A 23,557-nucleotide genomic window follows, 5' to 3' on the forward strand; every position below is an offset into this window, starting at 1 on the left:
CTGTTTATACTACAACTAATGATCCTGCTAGTATGCAATAAAAAAGCCCGAAATTGTAGTTATTTGACTACAATTTCAGACTTTTTAATGCTAGTTATTTTTGAGCAGAGGCAAATTCTGCTGATTGCGTACCTGCTTGACGACCATAAATGATAATATCGGCGATGGCATTGCCTCCGATACGGTTTTGACCATGTAAGCCACCTGTTAATTCACCAGCAGCATATAGACCTTTAATTGGTGTGCCATCTTCACGTAAAACTTCTGTTTTCGTGTTGATTTTCACGCCACCCATTGTGTGGTGAATCCCTGGTGCAATTTTAATTGCGTAGTAAGGCGCTGTGCTTAAGTCAGCTTCCATTCCAGTTGTCCGGCCAAATTGTTTGTCATCTTTGGCATTAACATCTTGGTTCCAAGTATCAATCGTTGCTTTCAATGTATCGGCAGGCATGCCAATTTTTTCAGCTAATTCTTCAATCGTTTCACCTTTTTCCACGAAACCTTTTTGATCATAGAAATCAATGGCTTTTGCACGGTCGCGAACGCCTTGGTCAAAGACTAAATAAGCTGATTTTTCTGGTAAGGCATTGATTGCTGCAGAAACTTTGTCACGTGTATCTAACTCATTAACAAAACGTTCTCCTTTTTGAGAAGCCAAGATTGCGCCTTCTCCACGAACTGCTTCACCAATTAAGAAAGCATCGCTTTGTTGAACAGTTGGGTGAATTTGAATTTCTTTCATATCCACTAACGCACCGCCAACTTTTTGAATCATTTGGATACCGTCACCTGTTGTGCCTTCTTGGTTCGTTGTAACATAGTTTTTCAATTCTGGTTTGTATTGTGTAATTAATTTTTCGTTGGCACCGAAACCACCTGTTGTGACAACGACTGCTTTTGCTTTAACTGTTTTTTCTTTATCATCTTTCATTTTCACTTTTACGCCATCAATTTGACCGTTTTCTTCAACTAAGTCTGTCACGTCAGCATCAACAAACAATGGAATTTTTTCTTCGCGAACGTTACGTACTAAACCGTCAACTAGATAGCCCCCAATTGCTGATCCGTCAGCAGGACGGTGTGTGCGTTTTTCGCTCATTCCACCTGTAATTGTTAAATTGCTCAATGTAATTCCTTTTGTATCTAACCAATCAATTGCTTCAGCTGAATGATCAACAAAATAACGTAGTAATTCTTGATCGTTGGTTCCTTTACCGCCTTTTAGTGTTTCTTCAAAGAATTTATCGTTGCTATCTTTAATGCCTTCTTTTTCTTGGAATTTTGTTTGTGAAGCATTCATTCCTGAAGACGATTTAATTGTATTCCCACCTGCAACAGGCATTTTTTCTAAAATAACTGGATTCATGCCAGCTTCTTTGGCTTGTAATGCAGCGGTCATCCCCGCACCACCTGAACCAACAATAACAACATCATAACTGTCTTTTAGTTCACTTGGATCTGTATAACCATTAGCAGAGGCACCAGATGTTGCTTCTGTTTTTTCAGAAGATGCTTTTGTTTTACCAGCAGCTTTTTCTTGATCGCTTGTACAACCTGTTGCTGCACCTAATAATAACCCTAGGGAAAGAACTCCCATTAACACTTTTTTCATTGTTTTCCCACCTTATAAACTATTGATTTCTACCAACACAATTTCTTATTTTTCATTTGAATAAAAATAACAGTTTGTTACATAAAGTGAACACATTCACATATCAACCGAAATAAAAAAGCTACCACTACTTTTTAAAGTTGTATCGTTAGACAAACTGACCAATTATTAATAAGTTGTTTGGGGAACAACCTATTTTTCTATTCTTTCATAAAATATCATGTTCTCGCTTGTTTGTGGATGTTTTCCAATTATTTCTAACGAATTTCTTATTTTTATTTGTCATTTCAAGGATTTTCTGGCATAATTATTCGTTTGAGGCGAAAAGTTTTGGTATACTTAGTTTAATTAGAATTGGGAGGTTATCTAGTGAACCATACACGTTTGCTGTGGCTGGCACAGCGAAAAAGCGATCGATTTATTCGCAAAAATTTTTCATCTATTCAAATCATCGTCGCTTATTACATATTAATGACGGTTATTTCTTATTTATTGTTTTGCCTCCCTATTTTCAGAGAACCTGACTCGCATGTTCCTTTTATTGATTTATTTTTCTTAGCAATCAGTACAGTCAGTGTTACTGGACTCACCACAGTCGATATTAATTCGGTTTTTAATGATCGTGGGATCGTCTTATTGGAGGTTCTTTTCCAAGTTGGTGGCTTAGGGATTATGATGATTTCAACGGTCTTTTTTATTTTATCAAAACGGCGAATCACATTAAAGCAACGTCAGTTAATTATGACTGACATGAATCAGCCGCGACTGAGCGGAATTGTTCGACTGATCCGCACCACTTTTTTGATTTTAATTTGGTTCCAAGTAATCTTCGGCTCGCTCTTTTCGCTTTATTTTTATATAAGTGGTTATTATACGAACTGGCGAGATGCGATATTTTATGGATTTTATCAAGCTATTTCTGCAGTGACTAATTCAGGCTTTGATATTTCAGGTGATTCAATTATTCCTTTTGCTCATGATTATCTCTTTTTACTGGCAATTATGTTCTTGATTTTTATCGGCGGGATTGGATTTCCCGTTTTACTGGAAATTCATGAGTGGTTACATTTTAAGAAAAAGAACTTTCGCAAGAAGAAACGAGGCTTGCCTTTCCGCTTCTCATTGTTTAGTAAAATTGCTTTGCTAGCGTTTATTGTTCTGTTTATTGGCGGGACTATTTTGATTTACTTATTAGAAAAAGATCACCTATTTTTGACAATGAATGAAAGTGGCCGTTGGGTAAGTTCGATGTTTTATTCGATGACTACACGAAACGCTGGCCTCCAAATTAATGATTTAGGAGACTTCCAAATTACAACGTTGATTATTTTTTCTGTGTTAATGTTTATTGGTTGTAGTCCTAGCTCTGTTGGTGGTGGTGTTCGAACAACGACTGTTGCGATTATTGGCTTGTATTTGTTAGCCTTTTTAAAAAGTGAAGATGATATTAGCGTCTTTAGCCGTAAAATAGATGACGATGATGTCAAAAAATCGATTGTCGTCTTCATGTTATCTTTGATTATGTGCTTTTTCGCTGTCGTCTTTTTGTCAGCGACTGAAAATCTTCCCTTGATTTCAATCATTGTGGAAGTCGCTTCTGCCTTTGGAACAACCGGTCTTTCTTTGGGCATTACAGACGATTTAACAACAGTAGGTAAATTAATGATTGCCTTATTAATGTTTATTGGACGTATTGGTATGCTTTATACCTTAATGATTTTTGTACCAAAAGAAACACGTGACTTAGGCTACGAATACCCTTCAGAAAAAATTATTATTGGATAAAAAAACAAAGCCTCTCAAGTAAGAGGCTTTGTTTTTTTATTTTTTCATATGTGTGGCTAGTTTGTTATAACTTTCAGAGCGTTCAATTGCATCTTCTTTAGTTTTATCAAGTAAATGTTCGACTACTTCTTGATTTTCTTTAATTGTATGCAACGCAGAGTAACGTGTTTGTTTTTCAAGAAAATCACGCATTTTATCAAAATCTGTTTTCTTGTAGTCAATGACCATCGGATCTTTGCCTTTCTTAACTAACTCTGGATTATAGCGATAAAGTGGCCAATAGCCAGATTCAACGGCTTCTTTGGCTTGATCTAACGTCCGAACCATTCCGCCTTTGACCCCGTGATTAATACATGGGGTATAACCGATGATAATTGACGGGCCTGGGTACCGCTCCGCTTCGTCAATTGCTTTAATCGTTTGCATTGAGTTTGCGCCTAAAGCTACTTGTGCAACGTAGACATTCCCATAAGTGATTGCCATCATCCCTAAATCTTTTTTAGAGGTATGTTTCCCACCCGCTGAGAATTTGGCAATGGCTGAAGCTGGAGTAGCTTTGGATGTTTGCCCGCCTGTGTTGGCATATACTTCGTTATCCATAACAAAAATATTAACATCTTCCCCACTAGCAAGAACATGATCAATGCCGCTAAACCCGATATCATAGGCCCAACCATCGCCGCCGACAATCCATTGACTCGTTTTCACTAGTAAATCTTTTTGTTCATAAATTTTTGTTAAAAGTGGATCTTCATCGGCTTCTTCACTTAATGCTGCCGCTAGTTTGGTTGCTCGCTGTTGTGTTCCTTCCCCTTCAGCCATGTGTTCCAACCAATCATTTAACAAGGCTTGAAGTGAATCTGATCCGACGTTTTTAGCAAGACTTTCTTCAACCAGACTAGCTAAATGTTGACGTTTCGTTCGATTGGCAATATACATACCATAACCATATTCCGCATTATCTTCAAACAGCGAATTACTCCAAGCTGGTCCTTGGCCACATTCGTTCGTTGTATAAGGCGTCACCGGTGACGAACCACCCCAAATTGATGAACAGCCTGTTGCGTTAGCAATCATCATTCGATCACCAAATAGTTGCGTCAACAACTTAATATAAGGTGTTTCGCCACAGCCTTCACAAGCACCTGAAAATTCCATCAATGGCTGGTTAAATTGGGAACCTTTAACAGAAAGTTTTTTGACTGGGTTGGCTTTTTGTTTAAGAGTCATCGCAAAGGCCCAATTCATCGCTTGCTCTTTCTGAGTTTCATAAGGTTTCATTAAAATCGCCTTGTCTTTCACGGGACATGCCTGAACACAAAGACCACAACCTGTACAGTCTTCTAAAGAAACTTGGATACGATACATCAACCCATCTGTGCCACGCATTTCGCGCATGGCAAAACCTGCAGGTGCTTCTTTCAGTTCTTCTTCATCCGCTAAAAACGGTCGAATAGCCGCATGTGGACAAACAAAGGCACATTCATTACACATCGTACACTTATCCATTTGCCACTCAGGTACTTCTAACGCAATGCCACGTTTTTCATAAGCCGCAGTGCCCATTGGAATGGCACCGCCCTTCATTCCGTTTTCAATCAAATCTGAAACGGTCAGCTGATCCCCTTCTTGACGATTGATTGGTTCTAAAATATTTGTCACAAAAGCTGGAGCTTCCGACTCTTGATTTTCTGGTTCTAAAACAATGGTTGCCCAATCTTCTGGAACTACGATTTCTTGCAGCGATTCAAAGGTAGCATCAATCGCTTGGTAATTTTTTTCAACAATTTCCATTGATTTTTTTCCATAAGTCTTTTTCACTTCTTCTTTAAGTAACGGTAAATATTGCTCTTTCGTTAAAATATTTGTTACTTCAAAAAAGGCAGTAGACATCACTGTATTGATCCGACGGCCTAAGCCTACTTTGCGAGCTAACTCAACCGCATTGATAATATAAAATTTGATTTGGTGCTCCCCAATATATTTTTTTAACTTAGCCGGTAATAAACGGTGAACTTTTTCTTGATCCCAAATAGTATTCAGTAAAAACGTTCCGCCATCTTTTAAACCTTTTAACAGGTCGTATTTATGCAAATAGGAAGCATTATGACAAGCGATGAAATCTGCTTGTTCAATTAAATACGTGGAAGTAATTGGCTCTTTACCAAAACGCAGATGCGAAACGGTTAAACCGCCTGATTTTTTAGAATCATAACTAAAGTAAGCTTGTGCATAAAGGTCGGTATGATCTCCGATAATTTTAATCGCTTGCTTGTTTGCTCCCACAGTTCCGTCAGAACCAAAGCCCCAAAATTTTGCTTGGAAGGTAGTATCTGGCGTTAAATCTAAAGTAGGTTCTTCTGGCAATGATTGATAGGTTACATCATCAACGATCCCCACCGTAAAGCGTTGTTTTAATTCTTTAAATGGCAATAACAAATGGTCATAGATCGCTTTAATTTGATTAGGCGCTACGTCTTTAGAACCTAACCCATAACGTCCACCAATCACAATTGGACGATTTTCATGTTGATAGAGAGCGCTTTGAACATCTAGCAATAACGGTTCCCCTTCGGCTCCTGATTCTTTTGTTCGATCTAAAACCGCAACCTTTTCTACTGTAGCTGGTAATTTTTCAAGAAGGTTTTCGGTAGGAAATGGACGATATAAATGAATATTGATAAAACCAACTTTGCGTCCTTGTTGATTGAGATAGTCGACTGTTTGTTTGATTACTGGTGAAGCCGACCCCATTGAAATAATGACTTCTGTTGCATCTTCAACCCCATAATAATCGGTTAAATCATACGTTGTTCCACGAAGATTGTTAATTTTTTTCATGTATTTTTGAACAATTTTTGGCATTTCTTCGTAATTTTTATTGACTGTTTCTCTTTGTTGAAAATGAATGTCAGGATTTTGAGCGGTCCCTGAAACAGTGGGATGATTAGGATTCATGCCTCCCATTCTAAAACGAGTTACAGCTTCCTGATTCACCATTTCTTTCAGGTCATCATAATCAATCACTTCGATTTTTTGTAGTTCATGGCTCGTTCTAAAACCATCAAAAAAGTTTACAAAAGGTAAACTACCTTCTAAGCTAGCTAAATGAGCAACTGCCGACAAATCCATCACTTCTTGAACACTCGATTCTGCTAACATACAAAAACCTGTTTGGCGGGTAGCCATCACATCGCCATGATCACCAAAAATACTCAACGCACTTGTCGTTACTGCCCGAGCCGCCACATGAAACACAGAAGGCAGCAATTCTCCTGCGATTTTATACATATTGGGAATCATCAACAGTAAACCTTGTGAAGCAGTATAAGTAGTGGTTAACGCACCTGTTTTTAACGAACCATGAACTACTCCCGCTGCCCCAGCTTCTGATTGCATTTCAATAACTTGAACTTTTTGACCATAAATATTTTTTAAACCACTTTCCGCCCATTCATCTACCAACTCAGCCATTGTTGAACTTGGTGTGATAGGATAAATAGCGGCAACTTCTGTAAACGCATATGAAATATAAGCCGCTGCGGTGTTTCCATCCATTGTTTTTTTCATTTTTTCACCTTTTATCTTTCCTAAACATTGCTTGTGACTGTTGTTTTTTGTGTTTTGACATACTGATCAATTGCATTAGCTGCGATTTTCCCAGCGCCCATCGCTAAAATAACGGTGGCAGCACCTGTGACTATATCGCCCCCAGCAAAAACGCCAGGTATTGAGGTTGCTCCTGTTTTAGGATCAGCTTGAATGTAACCCCATTGGTTTAGTTCTATTTCTGGATATGTTGATAACAAGACGCGATTTGCCCCTTGGCCAATTGCCTCGATTACTGCATCAGCAGGAATGGTAAACGTGCTGTCTGGAACCGGTTCTGGCCGTCGTCTTCCAGACACATCTGGTTCACCTAAAACCATTTTGACACATTCAACACCGGCTAGATTTCCTTGTTGGTCATCTAAATAAGCAATTGGATTCGTTAACCAATAATAGTTAATTCCTTCTTCAAGGGAATGGTGGTATTCTTCAATTCTTGCTGGTAATTCTTCTAACGAACGACGATACACAATGTTCACATTTTCAGCGCCTAATCGTTTGGCTGAACGAGCGGCATCCATTGCAACATTCCCGCCGCCAATCACAACAACATTTTTAGCACGTTTAATCGGTGTATCATATTCTGGAAACTCATAACTATGCATTAAATTGATTCGTGTTAAAAATTCACTAGAAGAATAAACCCCATTTAAACTAGTTCCTGGGATTCCCATAAAATTTGGTGCCCCTGCACCAACCGATAGATAACAGGCATCAAACTCTGACATTATTTCTTCCATCGTAATCGTTTTACCTACTACCACATTGGTTTCTATTGTTACACCTAAGGCTTCAATACTCGCAATTTCTTGTTTAACAATTTTTTTCGGTAATCGAAATTCAGGTATGCCATAGGTTAATACGCCACCAGCTTCATGAAGCGCTTCAAAAATAATTACTTCGTAGCCTAGCTTTGCCAAATCCCCCGCAACTGTTAACCCAGAAGGACCAGAACCGACCACTGCGATTTTCCCTTTTGTTGGTTCCGCTGTTTTCTTAGGAAACTTGTGATTTTCTAATGCCCAATCGGCAACTAAACGTTCTAATTTGCCAATTGCCACTGGTTCAAAGTTTTTGGCTTTCCCTAATTTACAAACTTGTTCACATTGTTTCTCTTGCGGACAAACGCGTCCACAAATAGCAGGTAAATTCGTATATTTACTTAAAATATCGGCTGCTTGTTCCATGTTTCCTTCACGAATAGCTAAAATAAATCCAGGAATATCAATCATCACGGGGCATTTAGCAATACAAGGTGCATTTTTACATTGTAAACAGCGAATCGCTTCTTCTTGCCCTTCTGCTAATGTATAGCCTAAGCAAACCTCTTCAAAATTATTCTTTCTGATAGTAGGTGCTTGTTCCGCAATCGGTGTTTTTATACGACTTTTTCTAGCCATTTTTCTCCACCTGCTCTTTCAAACGATCTGTAAAGCAAACTGCTTCTTCTTCCTGATATTGCTTCATTCGATTAATGAATTCATCCCAATTTACTTCATTGCCTTTAAACTCAGGTCCATCAACACAGGCAAATTTCATGGTGCCATCAACAGTGACCCGACAACCGCCACACATGCCTGTTCCGTCAATCATAATAGGATTCAAGGAAACATAAATTGGTAATTGATGTTTTTCAGCTGTCAAGGTACAAAATTTCATCATGATGCTGGGCCCAATCGCCCAACTGCACGCTACAGATTCACGTGCAATAACTTCTTCCATCGCTTCTGTTACTAAGCCCTTTTTACCTAATGAACCATCATCCGTTGTAATGATTAGCTCATCTGAATAACGACGGCATTCTTCTTGTAACAGAACTAACTCAGCTGTTCGTGCTCCCAAAATCGTAATCACTCGGTTGCCTGCTTCTTTTAAAGCCTTGATAATTGGATAAATAGCCGCGATACCAACCCCGCCACCGACAACCATCACCGTTCCATATTGCTTCACTTCTGTGGGCATACCTAAAGGTCCAGTGATATCCAACAAAGAGTCTGAAGTTTTAAGTTGGGAAAGTGCAGCTGTTGTCTTACCGATTACTTGGAAAATAATTCGAATACTGCCTGCTTGTGGATTTGTCTCCGCAATCGTTAAGGGGATCCGTTCTCCCTTTTCGTCAATTCTTAAAATAACAAACTGTCCAGCCTGAGCATGTGTCGCTATTCTTGGCGCTTCCAGCCAAAAATCAAATGTATTACTAGATAATTGAGTCGATTGAAGAATATTAAACATTGAAATACCTACCTTCATCGTTCCTTTTCATTCTGACTCCTACTTTCTTAAACCCTTAGGCAACGCTATCAGATAAAGTTGTGGCGACACTTTTAACAAATGTTTTTAGCATTTCGATGTCTTCTTCTTCTGCATTGTTTTCAATTTCAACTGTTTCAGCTACTTTTTTAGCACCAGCTTTTTCAAAAGCTCCTACAAAATCATGCGCTGATTTACAGAAAAATTCACCATATTCACGATCACCGGAGCCAACAACACCAAATGGCTTACCTGCTAAATCCTTCTCAGTTAATTCATCAAAGAAATCTTCAAATTCAAAAGGCAGTTCCCCATCACCATAAGTATACGTTGCGATAATACAAGCATCTGCATCATCAAAGAAGTCTACATCAACTTCTGAACATTCTTCACGTTCTACTTCAACTCCAGCTTCTTGAAACTGTTCTTCCAAAATCTCGGAAATTTCTTCTGTGTTTCCAGTCATACTTGCATAAACAATTTTTACTAGTGCCATCTTCATTCATTTCCTTTCTTTTTCCTAAATATTTCAATGCATTCAAATGCAATTGTAACCCCTTACATTAATCCTTAAAAAAATAACTTTTACAAATGATTTTATTCACAAACTAATCTAACTAAGTATGTACTCTTCCCCTTTCGAGATAGAGTATTTTTTACTACGTCTTTACTATACCACATTCCAAACCTTTTTAACAATATTTTTAAGGTAAAAAAAATATTATTTAGGTTCTTTTTTATAAAACGTTTTTCCTTCTTCCAATCATAAAAATTGCTTCTAAAACCGCTCCCCCTAATGCACGAGCTTTGTCGGAGATCGTCAAGCAATCGACTTTCTCAACTGGTCGAGGATCTACATCTGCACACTTCAACCCTTGATAACAGGTTACCTTTTCTGAAATCAATCCTCTCAAAGTCCCTGTCAGAGGCGAATAAACTGGAACCTGATCGATTAAAAATAATGCTTCCCCTTTCAACACGAGATCCCCTATGTTTTTAAGGTGGGTAACTTGTCCTGAAGCAGGGGCATGGACAACTCGTTCCGCACTTTTTCCGCCAATTTCACCTGGAATACCTGTATTAGGTAAAGCTGTTCCTTCAAAGTATAAACGTCCCAACCTATGTCCACGCATTGTCTCAATCACAACATCGACATCTTGCGGTGCTGAAAAGCCTGGTCCTAAAGCAATCGTAATCGGTGCCATTCCTCGATGCGTACCTAAATTTTTCTTAGCCAAAATCGCATCGATAACAATCAGTGGTTTCAATTGTTGAATAGCACTTGCTGTTTGATCGACAAAAACAGGCAGCTTATTTTGCTGCCAACATTTCGCGCAATCCTTTAATGAAGTAATTCGAACAGCAACCAAATCTTCCACTCTTTGTTCTTTCTGGAAAATAGCATCACAAACTGAAACAGTCCGCCGAATGGCCAAAGGACATTCTGTTTCTAATACTAGTATTTTAAAGCCAACGTGCCATAATTTTTGGATAACACCTGTCGCTAGATCGCCTCCTCCGCGAACAATCACTAATTTTTCTTGGATGTTTTGACTGATTTCTCCCATAAAATAAGTCCTTTCTCTAATTCCATATTGCAAGCAATAATCTTGTCTAATTTTTCAAAACAGCTTTTGGGTAATTGAAGACAGACATTCATCGCTTGAACGAACTCTCTTCGCGTATGGGTTTGATTTAAACATAAAATTCGTTGGCCTTGGCTCTCTTTAAACAATCCTTTTGGATGAGCAATCAGTTGAGCTAACAATGTTTCTGTGATTGGTTCTTGTAGTTGCGCATCGGTTAATTCCAAAAAAAGCGGCAACCGATGAATGGTCGTTACATCTATCTTTTGACCAATCACAGAAATCGGAAGCACACCAATTGTGGTGGTTGTTTCTTTTAATATCACGGGTTCATAAGAGGACCAGCCTTTCAAAGGTCGTTGTTTGGACCCATCCGCTTCTAAAAAAACTTTCGTGAAGTGCTGAAACAATGTTTGAAACGAGGTCATTGCAGGCATCGTTAGTTTTGTTTGGTTGTTGATAGCGGTTCCTGCTAAAGTGATTCCGCAGATATTCGGCGTTATTTTTTCAAAATGGTTTGTATAAAAATAATCATACAATTGACGTTGGGGAAACCCAATTTTTGTGGTTGTACTAACCAGAACAGCTTCCTTTCGATATGTTTTTGCTAGCGCCCACATTAAGCTTGTTTTCCCACCACTACCAACAATTGACACAATCTCCTTTCCTTGTAAATCAAAACACTTTTTTAAGGACTCCACAGTTGGTACCTCCTTTCCCCAAGGTCATTTTTCACAGAAAAAATAGAGGCTACGCGTACTTTTGCTTCTTCTAAAAAACATACACTGTGAGTTATTTCCGCTTCATTAATGAGTAAACCGATCCCACAGCCATCCGTCAATGATGGTGGCAAAGTAAAGACGCGAACAGCCACCTTTCTTGCCAACAGTACTTGTTCTGCCAGAACAGCATAATGTGTATTCGGAAAGGTTAGCAAATACTCCATCTTTTCACCTTCTTTTTTTGTTAAAGCGTAATTACTTTAGCCGCTTGATTCATTGTTTCAACAATTTCGTACATATTAGTAATAGAGCCGATAGCTAAGGTGTCTGTTAAATGATAAAAATCTAAACAGGCCCCACACGTTTGAATCGTGGTTCCCTTCTCCGCTAATTGTTGCAAATCAGCTAAGGTATTCGCTGCTTGATTCGTTAAAAACGCCCCTCGATTAAAGAATAATAGCTGTGTAGGAACAGTTTCTGCTTCTGATAATGATTGAAGATAACTTTTCATTAATAGTCGTCCTAGCTGCTCGTCTCCAGTACCTAATTGATCGGAGCCAATCGTAATTACTAAATCTGTTGCTGACTGACTTGTTTGTTGCGTCGCTTCTTCAGGTACCGTAATTTTGACAGAGAAAACCGTGGCTTCTATCTGCTTCGCAGTCAAAGTGGCCTGTTTTTTAGTAGCTAATTTTTTTAAATTTTCAATGGCTACTTCGTTATCGACTAATACCTCGATAGTGCCTCCAGCTAAACCTAACTCCGCCAAAGCTTTTTTTGTTTCAATCACAGGTATTGGGCAAGGTTTCCCCAATGCATCTACTAATTTCATATTTGGCCCTTCTCTCTATAAAAGTACTACTGCTTGTTGTTCTTTTGGCAGAACCTCGCCAATAATTTTGGCAACAGGGTCCTCTTTTTGAATAGCTGCTAAACAGGCTGCCGCTTCATCAGCAGCGACACTAATTAACAGTCCGCCAGATGTTTGTGGATCAAACAAAAGTTCTTGCATTTCCATAGAAATTTTTGAATAATCGATTGTCGTTCCGATTGTTTGGCGGTTTCTTTGCCCAGCTGCAGTGACTAAACATTCTCCGGCGTAGGCCAACGCTCCTGTAATGGTTGGTAACGCTTCTGTATCAATCAGTAATGTTACCTGATTATCAGCCATTTCTTTTGCATGAATTAATAGACCAAACCCAGTCACATCAGTACAAGCATGTACTGCGTAAGATCGAGCATTCGCAGCGGCATATTTATTTAAACGTTCCATCGAATCTTGTGCGATTTTTTGTTCCGTCTGCTTCGCCAATTGCCCCCGAACAGCCGCTTGAATAATTCCTACACCTAATGCTTTAGTTAAAATCAAGACATCCCCCACCTGTGGCGTATTATTATGCCACAAATTTTCTGGATGAACTTCTCCAGTTACCGCTAAGCCATACTTGGGTTCATGGTCATAAATCGAATGACCTCCCGCCAGTAAAGCGCCCGCTTCCTTTAATTTTAAACTGCCACCCAAGAGCATTTGTTCCAACCATTCTTTTGACATCTTTTGTGGAAAACAAACAAGATTTAGCGCATAAAGGACTGTTCCGCCCATGGCATAAACATCACTTAAAGCATTAGCGACCGCAATTTTTCCAAATGATAACGGATCATTGACCATTGGTGAAAAAAAATCTACCGTTGAAATCAAAGCTTTTTCAGGCGTTATTTGGTAAACAGCGGCGTCGTCGGCATGTTCAAACCCGACGAGTAGCCGCTCATTTGCCGGTGTTTCGGGTAAGTGTTGCAACAATTGGTTCAGTACACGGGATTCAATTTTTGCCCCACAGCCACCTGATGTACATTGTGATAAAAAATCCATGCTGTCCGCTCCTTCTCAAATTAGTAGTTCTTGTAAAGCGTGAATTGTCCAAGTAATTTCTTCAGGCGTTGTCTGCCAACCAAAGCTAAAACGTAAGGTGCCAGTTGCTAAAGTCCCAGCTGTTTGATGGGCTAATGGTGCACAATGCAAACCTGCGCGCGTCATAATGCCATATTGTTCTGCTAGTTGCTGTGCCACTATTGTTTCTTCCTGATTCCACAGTGTGATAGAAACAACAGGGACAGTTTGTGCCACGTCCTTGGTTCCTAAAATTGTGACAGGTAACCCTGATAAACCATTTAAAAAATTCTGCATTAAGGTTCGTTCATGCTTTTGAATCGCTGCTAAACCAATTTTATTCAACTCTTTAATAGAACTATTTAAGCTTAGAATACCTAAACTGTTTAACGTACCAGCTTCAAATTTATCTGGTAAAAAAGAGGGTTGATCAAAGGAATTAGAATGGCTACCAGTGCCGCCCGCCATCAGTGGTTTGACCGCTTCAGCCCCTCGCTCACTAAAAGCTAACCCACCAATACCTGCTAATCCATATAAGCTTTTATGTCCAGTAAAGGCTAACACATCAATGGCCATCTGGGTCATTTTTATTGGTAAAAATCCCGCCGTTTGAGCCGCATCCAAAATAGTTAGTAATCCTTTCTGTTGAGCCCATTGAAAACATTCTTCAATGGGTAAAATGGTGCCTAAGACATTGGATGCGTGTGTCATCACCAAGGCTTTTGTATTCGTTCGCCAAGCTCGCTGAATATCTTCTACTTCTAACAGGCCAGTTTTTTGACAAGCAACATATGTCACTGAAATGCCTCGTTCTTTCTCAAGTAAGTGAAGAGGTCTAGCTACTGCATGATGTTCTAACATAGTCGTAATCACATGGTCGCCAGGTTGTAAAATCCCCGCTAATGCAAGATTTAAGGAAGTTGTTGCGTTATTCGTAAACGTAATCTGAGCCGCACTGGGTGCCTGAAAAAAGTCTGCTAACAATTGACGTGTCTCTAAAAGAGGAAGCCCCTCTCTAAGCAAAGGGGCATTTCTTCCGTAATTCATGAACTGATTTTCTGCTAAATAGGCAGTCAAAGCCTCAATGGTTGCTGGAAATTTTTTATAGGAAGTCGCTGCATAATTTAAATAAACCAAGTCCTTCATACGTTTTTCCTCTCTAACTATTGGTTTCTTGAATTAATTTTCTGTACTCTTCTGGCGTATCGATATCTTTTAAACGGCCAGGAGTCGCTATTCTCAACATCTGAACTGCTTCTGGAAAGCGTTCATAAATCATGCGTCCGCCTTTTTCACCAGTCAATGTTAATAGTTCTTGTCGAAATTGATTACCGAATAATACTGGACTACTAGGACAACCATCTTTTTGTAATGGCACTACAATTTTATTTCTCTGACATTTATCTAACACGGGTTGTAGCATTTTAGGTGTTAACAATGGTTGATCACTAGGTAAGTATAAATAGCCAGCTCCCCGAGCTTGTTCAGTTCCTAAACGAATACTGCTACTTTGCCCTTCTTGCCATTGATGATTGAGAATCAACTGAATGTTCTTAGGTAAAGGAAACGCTGGCTGATTCTCAGGCGAAACAACTAAAATCCGTTCTAATACGTCTAATTGATTCACTAAGGTTAACGTGTGCTCCAAAAATGTTTTTCCTTGATATTTTAAGAACAATTTATTTTGGCCCATCCGTTGTGAATTGCCCGATGCTAGAATAATGACACTAACGAGTGACATGAGTTGTCTCCTTTTATCTTTTTTTCTTTTGATAAGGGGTATTTTCTAAAGGCAGACTTGGTCGGAGCTGACCATCCAAGGCAAAATATGCGCCTGCTAAAGCTGGTGCGGTAGGGATCGTTGCTAACTCACCTACGCCTTTAATTCCATAGGCTAAACCTTCGTGAAGATTGTCAGCATGAACCAAAATTGTTTCGATTGGTGGTACTTGAGTGGCATTCACTAATCCTAGCGTTGCATATTTTGCTTTAACATAGCCTTCTTCTAAGGCAAATTTTTCAGTTAAAGCATACCCCATGCCCATTGCAATCCCACCTTCAATTTGACCTTCAGCAGCTCGTGGATTCACCACTTGCCCCATATCATACGCAGCCACAAATTTAGCTACTTTTCCTTTGTCATCTAGAATAGCTACTTCAGCAGCATAACCATAACCAGCATGACTAACTGGACTTTTTTTATCATTAATTAATGGATCCGTTTTCGCTGAATATTCCCCATAAAATTCTTCGCCTTCCAAATCGCTTAAAGCACGTCCCATATCAAGCTCATACCGTAATTGCATTGCCGCTCTTCTAGTTGCTTCTCCTGTGAAGAGTGACTGCCTCGAAGCCGTTGTCGTTCCTGAATTCGGTGTTCTTCTTGTATCAGGGGCTTCCGCAACAATCATTTCTGGTGGTAAATTTAATGTTTCACAGGCAATTTGCGTCGTAACGGTTGCCATCCCTTGACCGATACAAGCAGCACTTGTGCGGACATGTATTTTTCCTTCTTCAACAGAAATAATACAACGCCCTGTATCAGGTAGCCCCACACCCACGCCACTATTTTTAAAGAAACTAGAAATTCCAGCAACTTCCGCTTGTTCATAGACGTCTTTAACCGCTAACAAGGCTTCTTTTAACGCTGCATTTTTCGAGACCAATTGTCCATTCGGTAAAGTATCTCCTGGGGCGACGGCATTTTTAAAGCGTATTTCCCATGGTGATAGTCCGACTTTTTCTGCTAACAAGTTTAAATTACTTTCAATTGCAAAAGCCGTTTGGCAAACACCAAATCCGCGAAATGCACCTGCTGGCGGATTATTAGTATATACAGCAAACCCTTCCACATCAATCGTTTGATACTTGTAGGGACCTGCCGCATGTGTACAAGCCCGTTGCAATACCGGTCCTCCTAAAGAAGCATAGGCCCCAGTATCCGCATAAATCACTGCTTTCATTGCAGTTAAATTGCCTTCTTCATCACAGCCGGTCGTAAAGTCCATTTCCATGCCATGGCGTTTGGGATGAACCATCAAACTTTCTTCACGGCTTAGCAGTACTTTTACTGGTTTCTTCAATAACCAAGCGGCTAAGGATGCATGATGCTGAACACTCATGTCTTCTTTTCCACCAAAACCACCACCAACAAGTTTTGATTGAACATGAATTTTTTCCTTGTCTAGCCCTAGCATCCGAGCCACTTCCCGTTGTTCATCATAGATACTTTGACCCGCACTAAAGAGTAAAATGCCCTCACCTTCAGGTTGTGCAATCGCACATTCGGGCTCCATAAAGGCATGTTCATTAATTGGTACGGAATAATGTTCTGTCACTACAAACGCAGAATTTTCTAACACTTCCTCTGCATTGCCACGTACCAAGTGTTCATGAGACAAGATATTGCCCTTTTCATGAATAGCTGGTGCACCTTCTGCTAAAGCAGCTTCACAAGAAGTAAGCGGTATCATTTCTTCGTAATCAACTTCCACTAAATTTTTTATCTCTGGTAAGGTTTCTTTTCTTTTTGAAACAACGAGTGCTACTGCATCCCCAACATACCGTGTTATTTCTCCTTCTGGAATCATTACATCCCAATCGGAAATAAATTCTAAATGACCAATTTTATTATTTCCTGGAACGTCTTTAGCTGTGAACACAGCCACACAGTCAGGATGCGCCAATGCTTGGGTACTATCGATTGATAGAACTTTTGCGCGAGGATAGGCACTCCGCAAAGCAGATGCATGAAGCATTCCTTCTATGTCAATGTCATCTACATAAATCCCTGTTCCTAAGGTTTTCTCCACTGCATCGACCCGTTGGAAGTCTTCCCCTAATTTACCATTTGAATGTTCTTCTGGAATGCTCGCTTCTTCACAAAACATTTTAGCAGCTAACTGAATGGCTTCTATTATTTTCACATATCCTGTACAACGACAAATGTTTCCTCGTATAGCTTTCTGAATGTCTTCTTTTGTGGGTTCGGGTTTCTTGTTCAATAATCCTTGTGCCGAAATAACCATCCCAGGGATGCAATACCCGCACTGAACTGCACCCGTTTTTGCAAACGCATAGGCATAGACATCTTTTTGCCGTTGGCTTAAACCTTCGATTGTCGTGACTTCTTTACCAGCTAATTTTTCTAGAGTAAACAAACATGCTTTGGAAGCCTTTCCATTTACTAACACCGTACATGCACCGCAAGAGCCTTGGTTACAGCCATCTTTTGTTCCAGTTAGGCCCAGATCCTCCCGCAAAAAGTCCATTAATTTTTTGTTTGTTTCACAGGTTTCACTTTGACCATTTACAATAATTGAATACATTTCTTGCACCTCGATTTCTGATATAGTTTAGTGTTCAATCACCTAGATTATACCACAAATCTCCGTTCTAAAAATTATTTTTTAGCAAAAAAAGTTTTTTATTTAATTTAAAGGTTCGCATTATTGATAGCGCTGTTGAATTAATTCTCCCGCGATGCTAATCGCTAACTCTTCTGGTGTTTCGGCTGCAATGTCTAAGCCAATTGGCATGAAAATTCTTTCAATTTCAGTCATTGTATAACCGACCTCTTTTAACCGTCGAACTTGTGAAGCAATTTTGTGTTTGCTCCCCATCACACCAATATATTTGGCTGGTGTTTCCAATAACTGTTTGGCAACGATGAAATCAAAATTGTGTCCTCTGGTAATCACTATACCATAATCGTCCGCCGTTATTTCAATAAACGCAGCTAAATTTTCTAAAGGAATCACCCGTAGTTCTTCAGCTTGTGGAAAAGCTTGTGCCGTCAAAAATTCTGGACGATCGTCCACTACAACGCAATAAAACGATAAATAGTTTAAAATAGGTACCAATGCGCGTGCGACATGACCACTTCCAAAAATATACACTTTCCCTACTTGGAGGATCGCTTCTGTTAAAAAAGTTGTTTCCTCTTTTTGCACACAATGGATACCTTTAGGTAGCAAACTTAATTCCCCCTCCCAAGAAGTGGAACCAATCAATTCGCCTGTTTCACTATAAAAGGATACTTTTCCTAAATTGTTTTGATCTAGTTCAGTCATTAACCAACCTTGTTGATTATTTTGAAAATGCGTTTCTATGGACTCACACAACTCTTTTAAAAATGGCGTTTCCCATGAAAGATAATGGAAAAAAATCGTGACATTCCCGCCACAGACCATACCTAAATCAGCAATATTATTCGGGGCTAAAATAAATTGACGTTGTGCATTTTCTTTCTCAAGAAGTAGCTTTTTTGCCACTTGTTCAGCCTGAAATTCAACCGCCCCACCACCAACAGTTCCGGCTATTCTACCTTCGGCGGAAACCAGCATTCTAGCCCCTTGACTTCGTGGTGTGGATCCTGAACTTGTACCAATCGTTAATAACATCGTGTCTTGCTTTTCCAATATTGCCTGTTTCAAACGCTGAAATACTTCTCTCATTTCAGTTCCTCCGATACTACATCCTGTTCTTTAAAGATTTCTTCAAAACATGCCTCTACCTGTTGATACACTTTTTTCTCAAATAAAAGATATTGATCAATCAACTCTTTTCCTTGGTCCGTAACAATTGACCCGCCACCATTACAACCACCAACGCTTTTGATAATTAATGGAAAAGATAGCTCTTCTTCAGCTACCCGCACAATCCGCCATGCCTTATTATAAGACATTTTCATCTCTTTTGCCGCTAAGTTTAGTGACCCAGTTTGCTGAATTTTTTGTAAAACTTCGACAACGCCAGGACCAAAAAAGTTCCGATCTGTTTTTAATTTTAAGTTTAGGGAATACGTAAACATCTTCTCCTCCTTTATTCGTTCATTTTTTTATAGATAACGTAAGGGAAAAAGGATACGAAAGCTTACTCACTTTCGTATCAAAAAAAGCAATCTTCACTCAAGTGCTACGCGCTTTTTTGGTTTTAAAATGACATTTAAAAGGACTGCTACCAAAGTGGTTAAGATAACTTCCGAATTACCGAAAATCGTTGTTACCCAAGTTGGAAAACCAGCTAAGCTTCCAGTAGACAATGTGACACCAATTCCAAATGCTAGAGCTGTTCCGACAACCCCAGTATTTCGAGGAGTCATTTCCTGCGAAGCAATCATCCGAATACCTGTCATAGAAATAGAAGCAAAAACTGAAATCGTTGCACCACCAATTACCGCGTAAGGAATCGTAGTTAATAACGCAGCTACTTTCGGAACAAAACCAGCAATTAATAATATAACTGAAGCGAAAACCAGAACATATTTATTAATCACTTTTGTTACCGTAACCAGACCAACATTTTGTCCAAAAGTTGCCACTGGGATTGATCCAAATAAACTGCCAATAAAGTTAGTGAAACCACTCCCCATAATTCCGCCAGATAATTCTTCATCCGTTGCATCCCGATCCATTGCCCCAACCGTTGTTGCTGTAAATTGACCGATGGCTTGAACAGCATCAACAATAAACATCACCACAAGCGTAAAGATAGGTACCAGTTGAAAATCCAGTCCAAAATGAAACGGGGTAATTACCTGAACGATTTTAGCATTTTGAACTGGCTCAAAACTAACCATCCCTAAAGCTAAAGAAATCAAATAACCAATAACCATTCCGTTTAAAATTGCTGATAACTTCAAAAATCCTTTTGCAAAATAATTGAAGTAAAAGACAATCGCAAAGGTTAATAATGCAACTAACCAATTCCGGGCTGAACCAAAATCAGCACTACCAGCTCCTCCTGCCATATACTTAATCGCAACTGGAAACAAGGATAGTCCAATGCTTAAAATAACCGTTCCTGTTACTAAAGGCGGAAACAACACACGGATTTTTTTAATGAACAAACCAACAATAATAACAAGAATACTGCCAACTAATTGGGAACCAAAAATTGCTGCAATCCCAAAATCAGCTCCGATGGCCATCAAAATCGGTACATACGCAAAACTTGCCCCCATCATAACTGGTAACCGTGAACCCACTTTTCCAAAAATAGGGAAAAGTTGAATTAACGTTGCAACTGCTGAAAAAATCAATGATGTTTGAATCAAAATAGTCGTATCACTAGGACTTAATTGGCAAACTTTGGCAATCATAATTCCCGGTGTGACAATCCCTACTACTGCTGCGACAACGTGTTGCAATCCCATCGGAATTGCTTCAGAAATTGATAGTTTCGCATCATATTCAAATAATGCTTGCTCTTTTTTTTCATTCATAGGATCGTTTCCTTCTTCTTTTTATTCTAAAAGGATTGTTCCCCTTAATCAGTAAAGAATGCAATCCTTTTTCCTTCAGAAACATCTTAAAAATTATCCTTTGACAGCAACTGCTTCAATTTCAAATAAACCATCTTTTGGCAACTTGGCTACTTCTACACAAGAACGTGCAGGCAAAACTTCTGAAAAGTAATTCCCATAGATTTCGTTAATTTTGCTAAAATCAGACATATGTTGTAAAAACACCGTTGTTTTCACAACATTATCATAGGTCATCTCGACCTCTTTTAAAATCGAACCTAAATTGATAAAAGCTTGTTTTGCTTGTTCTTCCACTGTAGCCTTCATTTCGCCCGATTGCGGATCTAATCCTAGTTGTCCAGAAATGTACAACGTATTTCCCGCTAAGACAGAATGTGAATAAGGCCCTACAGCAGCTGGTGCCTGTGCAGAATTAATCATTTTGTTTGTCATCGTTTTCCTCCATTCTATGATTCTTTATTTTCAATTAAAGTCCCTGTTTTTCCAGATAATCCTTCTTTGGCTTTTTCTAATAACGTAATCAATGTTTTTCGACCTGGCTTAGATTCAGCAAACTTAATCGCTGCTTCAACTTTTGGTAACATTGAACCTGGAGCAAACTGACCTTCTTGCGCATATTGTTTCATTTTTTCTGTTGAAACATTCCCTAAGGCTTCTTGATTTTCTTTACCAAAATTAATACAAACTTTTTCAACTGCTGTTAAAATCACGAGCAGATCAGCATCCACTTGTTCAGCCAGTCGTTCACTACAAAAATCTTTGTCGATGACTGCATTGACACCTTTTAGTCGGTTCCCTTCTTGAATGACTGGGATGCCACCACCGCCGCCAGCAATGACTGTTTGGCCAGCATCAACCAATGTTTGAATCGTGAGAAGTTCGACAATATTTTTTGGTTTAGGAGAAGCGACGACTTGGCGATAACCACGGCCAGCATCTTCCATCACTTGTATATTTTTTTCTTTGACTAATTGTTCTGCTTCTTCTTTTGTCATGAAGCGGCCAATTGGTTTCGTTGGTTTTTTGAACGCCGGATCATTTTCATCCACGACCACTTGAGTGACTATGGTGGTGACGGCTTTACTTATATTTCGTTGACGCAACTCTTCTTGTAGCGCATTCTCTAAATCATAGCCAATGTAACTTTGACTCATGGCTACGCACACGGATAACGGAACAACTGGATATTGTGGATTATTAAAGGAAAATTCTTCCATAGCTAATTGAATCATCCCCACTTGAGGACCATTGCCATGAGATAAAATAACTTCATATCCTGCTTCAATCAAATCTGCAATCGCTTTGGAGGTCTGTTTTACGGCAGTCATCTGCTCCGTCAAATTATTTCCTAAAGCATTGCCACCTAAAGCTACTACGACGCGTTTGCCCATTGCTTCACCTCATTTTCTGTTTTATAAAAAGGACGATGCTTTTTCTTTTTCACAACGAGTTTTCGTATTAACTGTCTGTTGTCGTTGCATGAAGTCAACGCACATGACTAAGCGTTCTTGACTCGAGACAATCACACATTCATGAATAGACTTGGGAAGGTCTTATTTGTTCATGTTGAAGAGGCAACTTCTAATGATTCATTGTGTAAAGAAAAAGCATCTGTCTTCATGCCAAATTCATTATTTTACTTCTCTTGGTGTCGCTTTATCCGCTAAGTCTGTTAAGGTTTTTTGCGGATTTTTTACTTTACTTAAGAAAATCATAGCCGCAATAACATACGGTTTGTAGCTAGCTTCTTTGTAAAGTTCGACCCGATAACGATCGAAAACAGAAGCTTCCACTTCACCTTCTTCACAACTTACACCAGTAATATCAGCTGGTAGACAATGCATATACAAAGCTTTGCCGTCTTTCGTTGTTTTCATCAATTCTTCTGTACATTCCCAATCTTTGTGCTTTTTATTTTGAGAAAGTAATTCTTGTTCTAATTGATCAATTCCTGCTTGGTCACCATTGCCATATAATTCAGTTCGCTTTTCCATTGCCGCAAAAGGTGCCCAGCTTTTCGGATAAACAACATCCGCATCTTTGAATGCTTCTGCCATACTATTCGTTTTAGTAAAGTTTCCACCAAATTCTGCCGCATTTTTCTTCGCAACTTCTTCTACTTCTGGCATAATTTCATAACCTTCTGGATGTGCTAAGACGACATCCATTCCTAAACGGGTCATTAGACCAACAATTCCTTGAGGAACAGATAATGGTTTTCCATAAGATGGTGAATACGCCCAAGTCATGGCAACTTTTTTCCCTTTCAGGTTTTCAATGCCACCAAATTCATGAATTAAATGCAACGCATCCGCCATTGCTTGCGTCGGATGGTCAATATCACATTGTAAATTCACTAACGTTGGGCGCTGTTCCAATACCCCATCTTTATATCCTTCTTGGACAGATTCTGATACTTCGTGCATGTAAGCATTGCCTTTACCAATGTACATGTCATCACGAATACCAATGATATCAGCCATAAAAGAAATCATGTTTGCTGTCTCACGAACAGTTTCTCCGTGAGAAATTTGACTTTTTCCTTCGTCTAAATCTTGAACTTCTAAGCCCAAAAGATTACACGCTGAAGCGAAACTAAAACGTGTTCTTGTAGAGTTGTCTCGGAATAAAGAAATCCCCAAGCCACTATCAAAGATTTTAGTTGAAATATTATTTTCTCTTAAATAGCGTAATGTATCGGCAACTGTGAAAACAGCTTCTAATTCATCTCTTGTTTTTTCCCAAGTTAGGAAAAAGTCATTTTCGTACATTTTTTCAAATTCTAATTTATCTAATTTCTCAATATATTCTTTAAACGTTTCCATTCCATCTGCTCCT

The 23,557-nt window shown here is 39.2% G+C and carries 20 protein-coding genes; 1 reads left to right on the plus strand and 19 read right to left on the minus strand.

Annotated elements, in window-relative coordinates:
• Positions 1-94 precede the first annotated feature (94 nt).
• Complete coding sequence (locus IGL56_RS09710) at positions 95-1,612, minus strand: flavocytochrome c (protein WP_002356617.1); 1,518 nt, start codon at positions 1,610-1,612, stop codon at positions 95-97.
• Positions 1,613-1,981: 369 nt separating this feature from the next.
• On the opposite strand from IGL56_RS09710, the gene IGL56_RS09715 reads away from it, so the two are divergent.
• A complete protein-coding gene (locus IGL56_RS09715; RefSeq protein ID WP_002385738.1) occupies positions 1,982-3,397 on the plus strand; it encodes a Ktr system potassium uptake protein D in 1,416 nt (471 codons plus the stop codon).
• Between the two features lie 36 nt (positions 3,398-3,433).
• Here the strand turns inward: IGL56_RS09715 and nifJ are convergent, their stop codons facing one another.
• The 18 genes from nifJ to ygeW form a co-directional block, all read right to left on the minus strand.
• The gene (gene nifJ / locus IGL56_RS09720) at positions 3,434-6,967 is read right to left on the minus strand and encodes a pyruvate:ferredoxin (flavodoxin) oxidoreductase (RefSeq protein WP_002389106.1); all 3,534 of its coding nucleotides are present in this window, start codon (positions 6,965-6,967) and stop codon (positions 3,434-3,436) included.
• Between the two features lie 20 nt (positions 6,968-6,987).
• Complete coding sequence (gene gltA / locus IGL56_RS09725) at positions 6,988-8,406, minus strand: NADPH-dependent glutamate synthase (protein WP_002365018.1); 1,419 nt, start codon at positions 8,404-8,406, stop codon at positions 6,988-6,990.
• The gene (locus IGL56_RS09730) at positions 8,399-9,256 is read right to left on the minus strand and encodes a sulfide/dihydroorotate dehydrogenase-like FAD/NAD-binding protein (protein WP_002365019.1); all 858 of its coding nucleotides are present in this window, start codon (positions 9,254-9,256) and stop codon (positions 8,399-8,401) included. Before IGL56_RS09730 ends, gltA begins: the two co-directional genes overlap by 8 nt.
• 37 nt (positions 9,257-9,293) lie before the next feature.
• Positions 9,294-9,758, minus strand: coding sequence for a flavodoxin (locus IGL56_RS09735; RefSeq protein WP_002382673.1), 465 nt, complete (start codon positions 9,756-9,758; stop codon positions 9,294-9,296).
• Positions 9,759-9,993: 235 nt separating this feature from the next.
• Positions 9,994-10,824: a selenium-dependent molybdenum cofactor biosynthesis protein YqeB gene (gene yqeB, locus IGL56_RS09740; RefSeq protein ID WP_002356611.1), complete on the minus strand. Its 831-nt coding sequence runs from the start codon at positions 10,822-10,824 to the stop codon at positions 9,994-9,996.
• Positions 10,788-11,543 (minus strand): selenium cofactor biosynthesis protein YqeC, encoded by a 756-nt coding sequence (yqeC, locus tag IGL56_RS09745; RefSeq protein ID WP_002356605.1) that lies wholly within the window; start codon positions 11,541-11,543, stop codon positions 10,788-10,790. The genes yqeB and yqeC overlap by 37 nt, the downstream gene beginning before the upstream one ends.
• On the minus strand, positions 11,531-11,788 hold the full coding sequence (locus IGL56_RS09750; RefSeq protein ID WP_002356603.1) for a DUF3343 domain-containing protein: 258 nt from the start codon (positions 11,786-11,788) through the stop codon (positions 11,531-11,533). Before IGL56_RS09750 ends, yqeC begins: the two co-directional genes overlap by 13 nt.
• A 20-nt stretch (positions 11,789-11,808) precedes the next feature.
• Entirely contained in the window at positions 11,809-12,396 is a 588-nt protein-coding gene (gene yedF / locus IGL56_RS09755) for a sulfurtransferase-like selenium metabolism protein YedF (protein WP_002356602.1), read from the minus strand.
• Between the two features lie 15 nt (positions 12,397-12,411).
• Entirely contained in the window at positions 12,412-13,434 is a 1,023-nt protein-coding gene (selD, locus tag IGL56_RS09760) for a selenide, water dikinase SelD (protein WP_002356601.1), read from the minus strand.
• Positions 13,435-13,449: 15 nt separating this feature from the next.
• Positions 13,450-14,598 (minus strand): selenocysteine lyase SclA, encoded by a 1,149-nt coding sequence (gene sclA, locus IGL56_RS09765; protein ID WP_002356599.1) that lies wholly within the window; start codon positions 14,596-14,598, stop codon positions 13,450-13,452.
• 13 nt (positions 14,599-14,611) lie between these two features.
• Entirely contained in the window at positions 14,612-15,193 is a 582-nt protein-coding gene (mocA, locus tag IGL56_RS09770) for a molybdenum cofactor cytidylyltransferase (protein WP_002356598.1), read from the minus strand.
• Between the two features lie 13 nt (positions 15,194-15,206).
• Complete coding sequence (gene xdh, locus IGL56_RS09775) at positions 15,207-17,780, minus strand: selenium-dependent xanthine dehydrogenase (RefSeq protein ID WP_002356597.1); 2,574 nt, start codon at positions 17,778-17,780, stop codon at positions 15,207-15,209.
• A gap of 120 nt (positions 17,781-17,900) precedes the next feature.
• Complete coding sequence (locus tag IGL56_RS09780) at positions 17,901-18,908, minus strand: XdhC family protein (protein ID WP_002356596.1); 1,008 nt, start codon at positions 18,906-18,908, stop codon at positions 17,901-17,903.
• Positions 18,905-19,264 (minus strand): winged helix-turn-helix domain-containing protein, encoded by a 360-nt coding sequence (locus IGL56_RS09785; protein ID WP_002356595.1) that lies wholly within the window; start codon positions 19,262-19,264, stop codon positions 18,905-18,907. Before IGL56_RS09785 ends, IGL56_RS09780 begins: the two co-directional genes overlap by 4 nt.
• A 93-nt stretch (positions 19,265-19,357) precedes the next feature.
• Positions 19,358-20,677 carry a nucleobase:cation symporter-2 family protein gene (locus tag IGL56_RS09790; RefSeq protein ID WP_002356594.1) on the minus strand — a complete coding sequence of 440 codons (1,320 nt, stop codon included), beginning with the start codon at positions 20,675-20,677 and terminating at the stop codon, positions 19,358-19,360.
• 93 nt (positions 20,678-20,770) lie between these two features.
• A complete protein-coding gene (locus tag IGL56_RS09795; RefSeq protein ID WP_002356593.1) occupies positions 20,771-21,151 on the minus strand; it encodes a RidA family protein in 381 nt (126 codons plus the stop codon).
• Positions 21,152-21,165: 14 nt separating this feature from the next.
• Positions 21,166-22,110, minus strand: a complete 945-nt coding sequence (arcC, locus tag IGL56_RS09800; RefSeq protein ID WP_002356592.1) for a carbamate kinase — start codon at positions 22,108-22,110, stop codon at positions 21,166-21,168.
• A gap of 240 nt (positions 22,111-22,350) precedes the next feature.
• Entirely contained in the window at positions 22,351-23,544 is a 1,194-nt protein-coding gene (gene ygeW / locus IGL56_RS09805) for a knotted carbamoyltransferase YgeW (RefSeq protein WP_002359643.1), read from the minus strand.
• Positions 23,545-23,557: the final 13 nt, after the last annotated feature.

Origin of the sequence: Enterococcus sp. DIV1316a (assembly GCF_050536915.1) — a bacterium.
Classification (GTDB): domain Bacteria; phylum Bacillota; class Bacilli; order Lactobacillales; family Enterococcaceae; genus Enterococcus; species Enterococcus faecalis.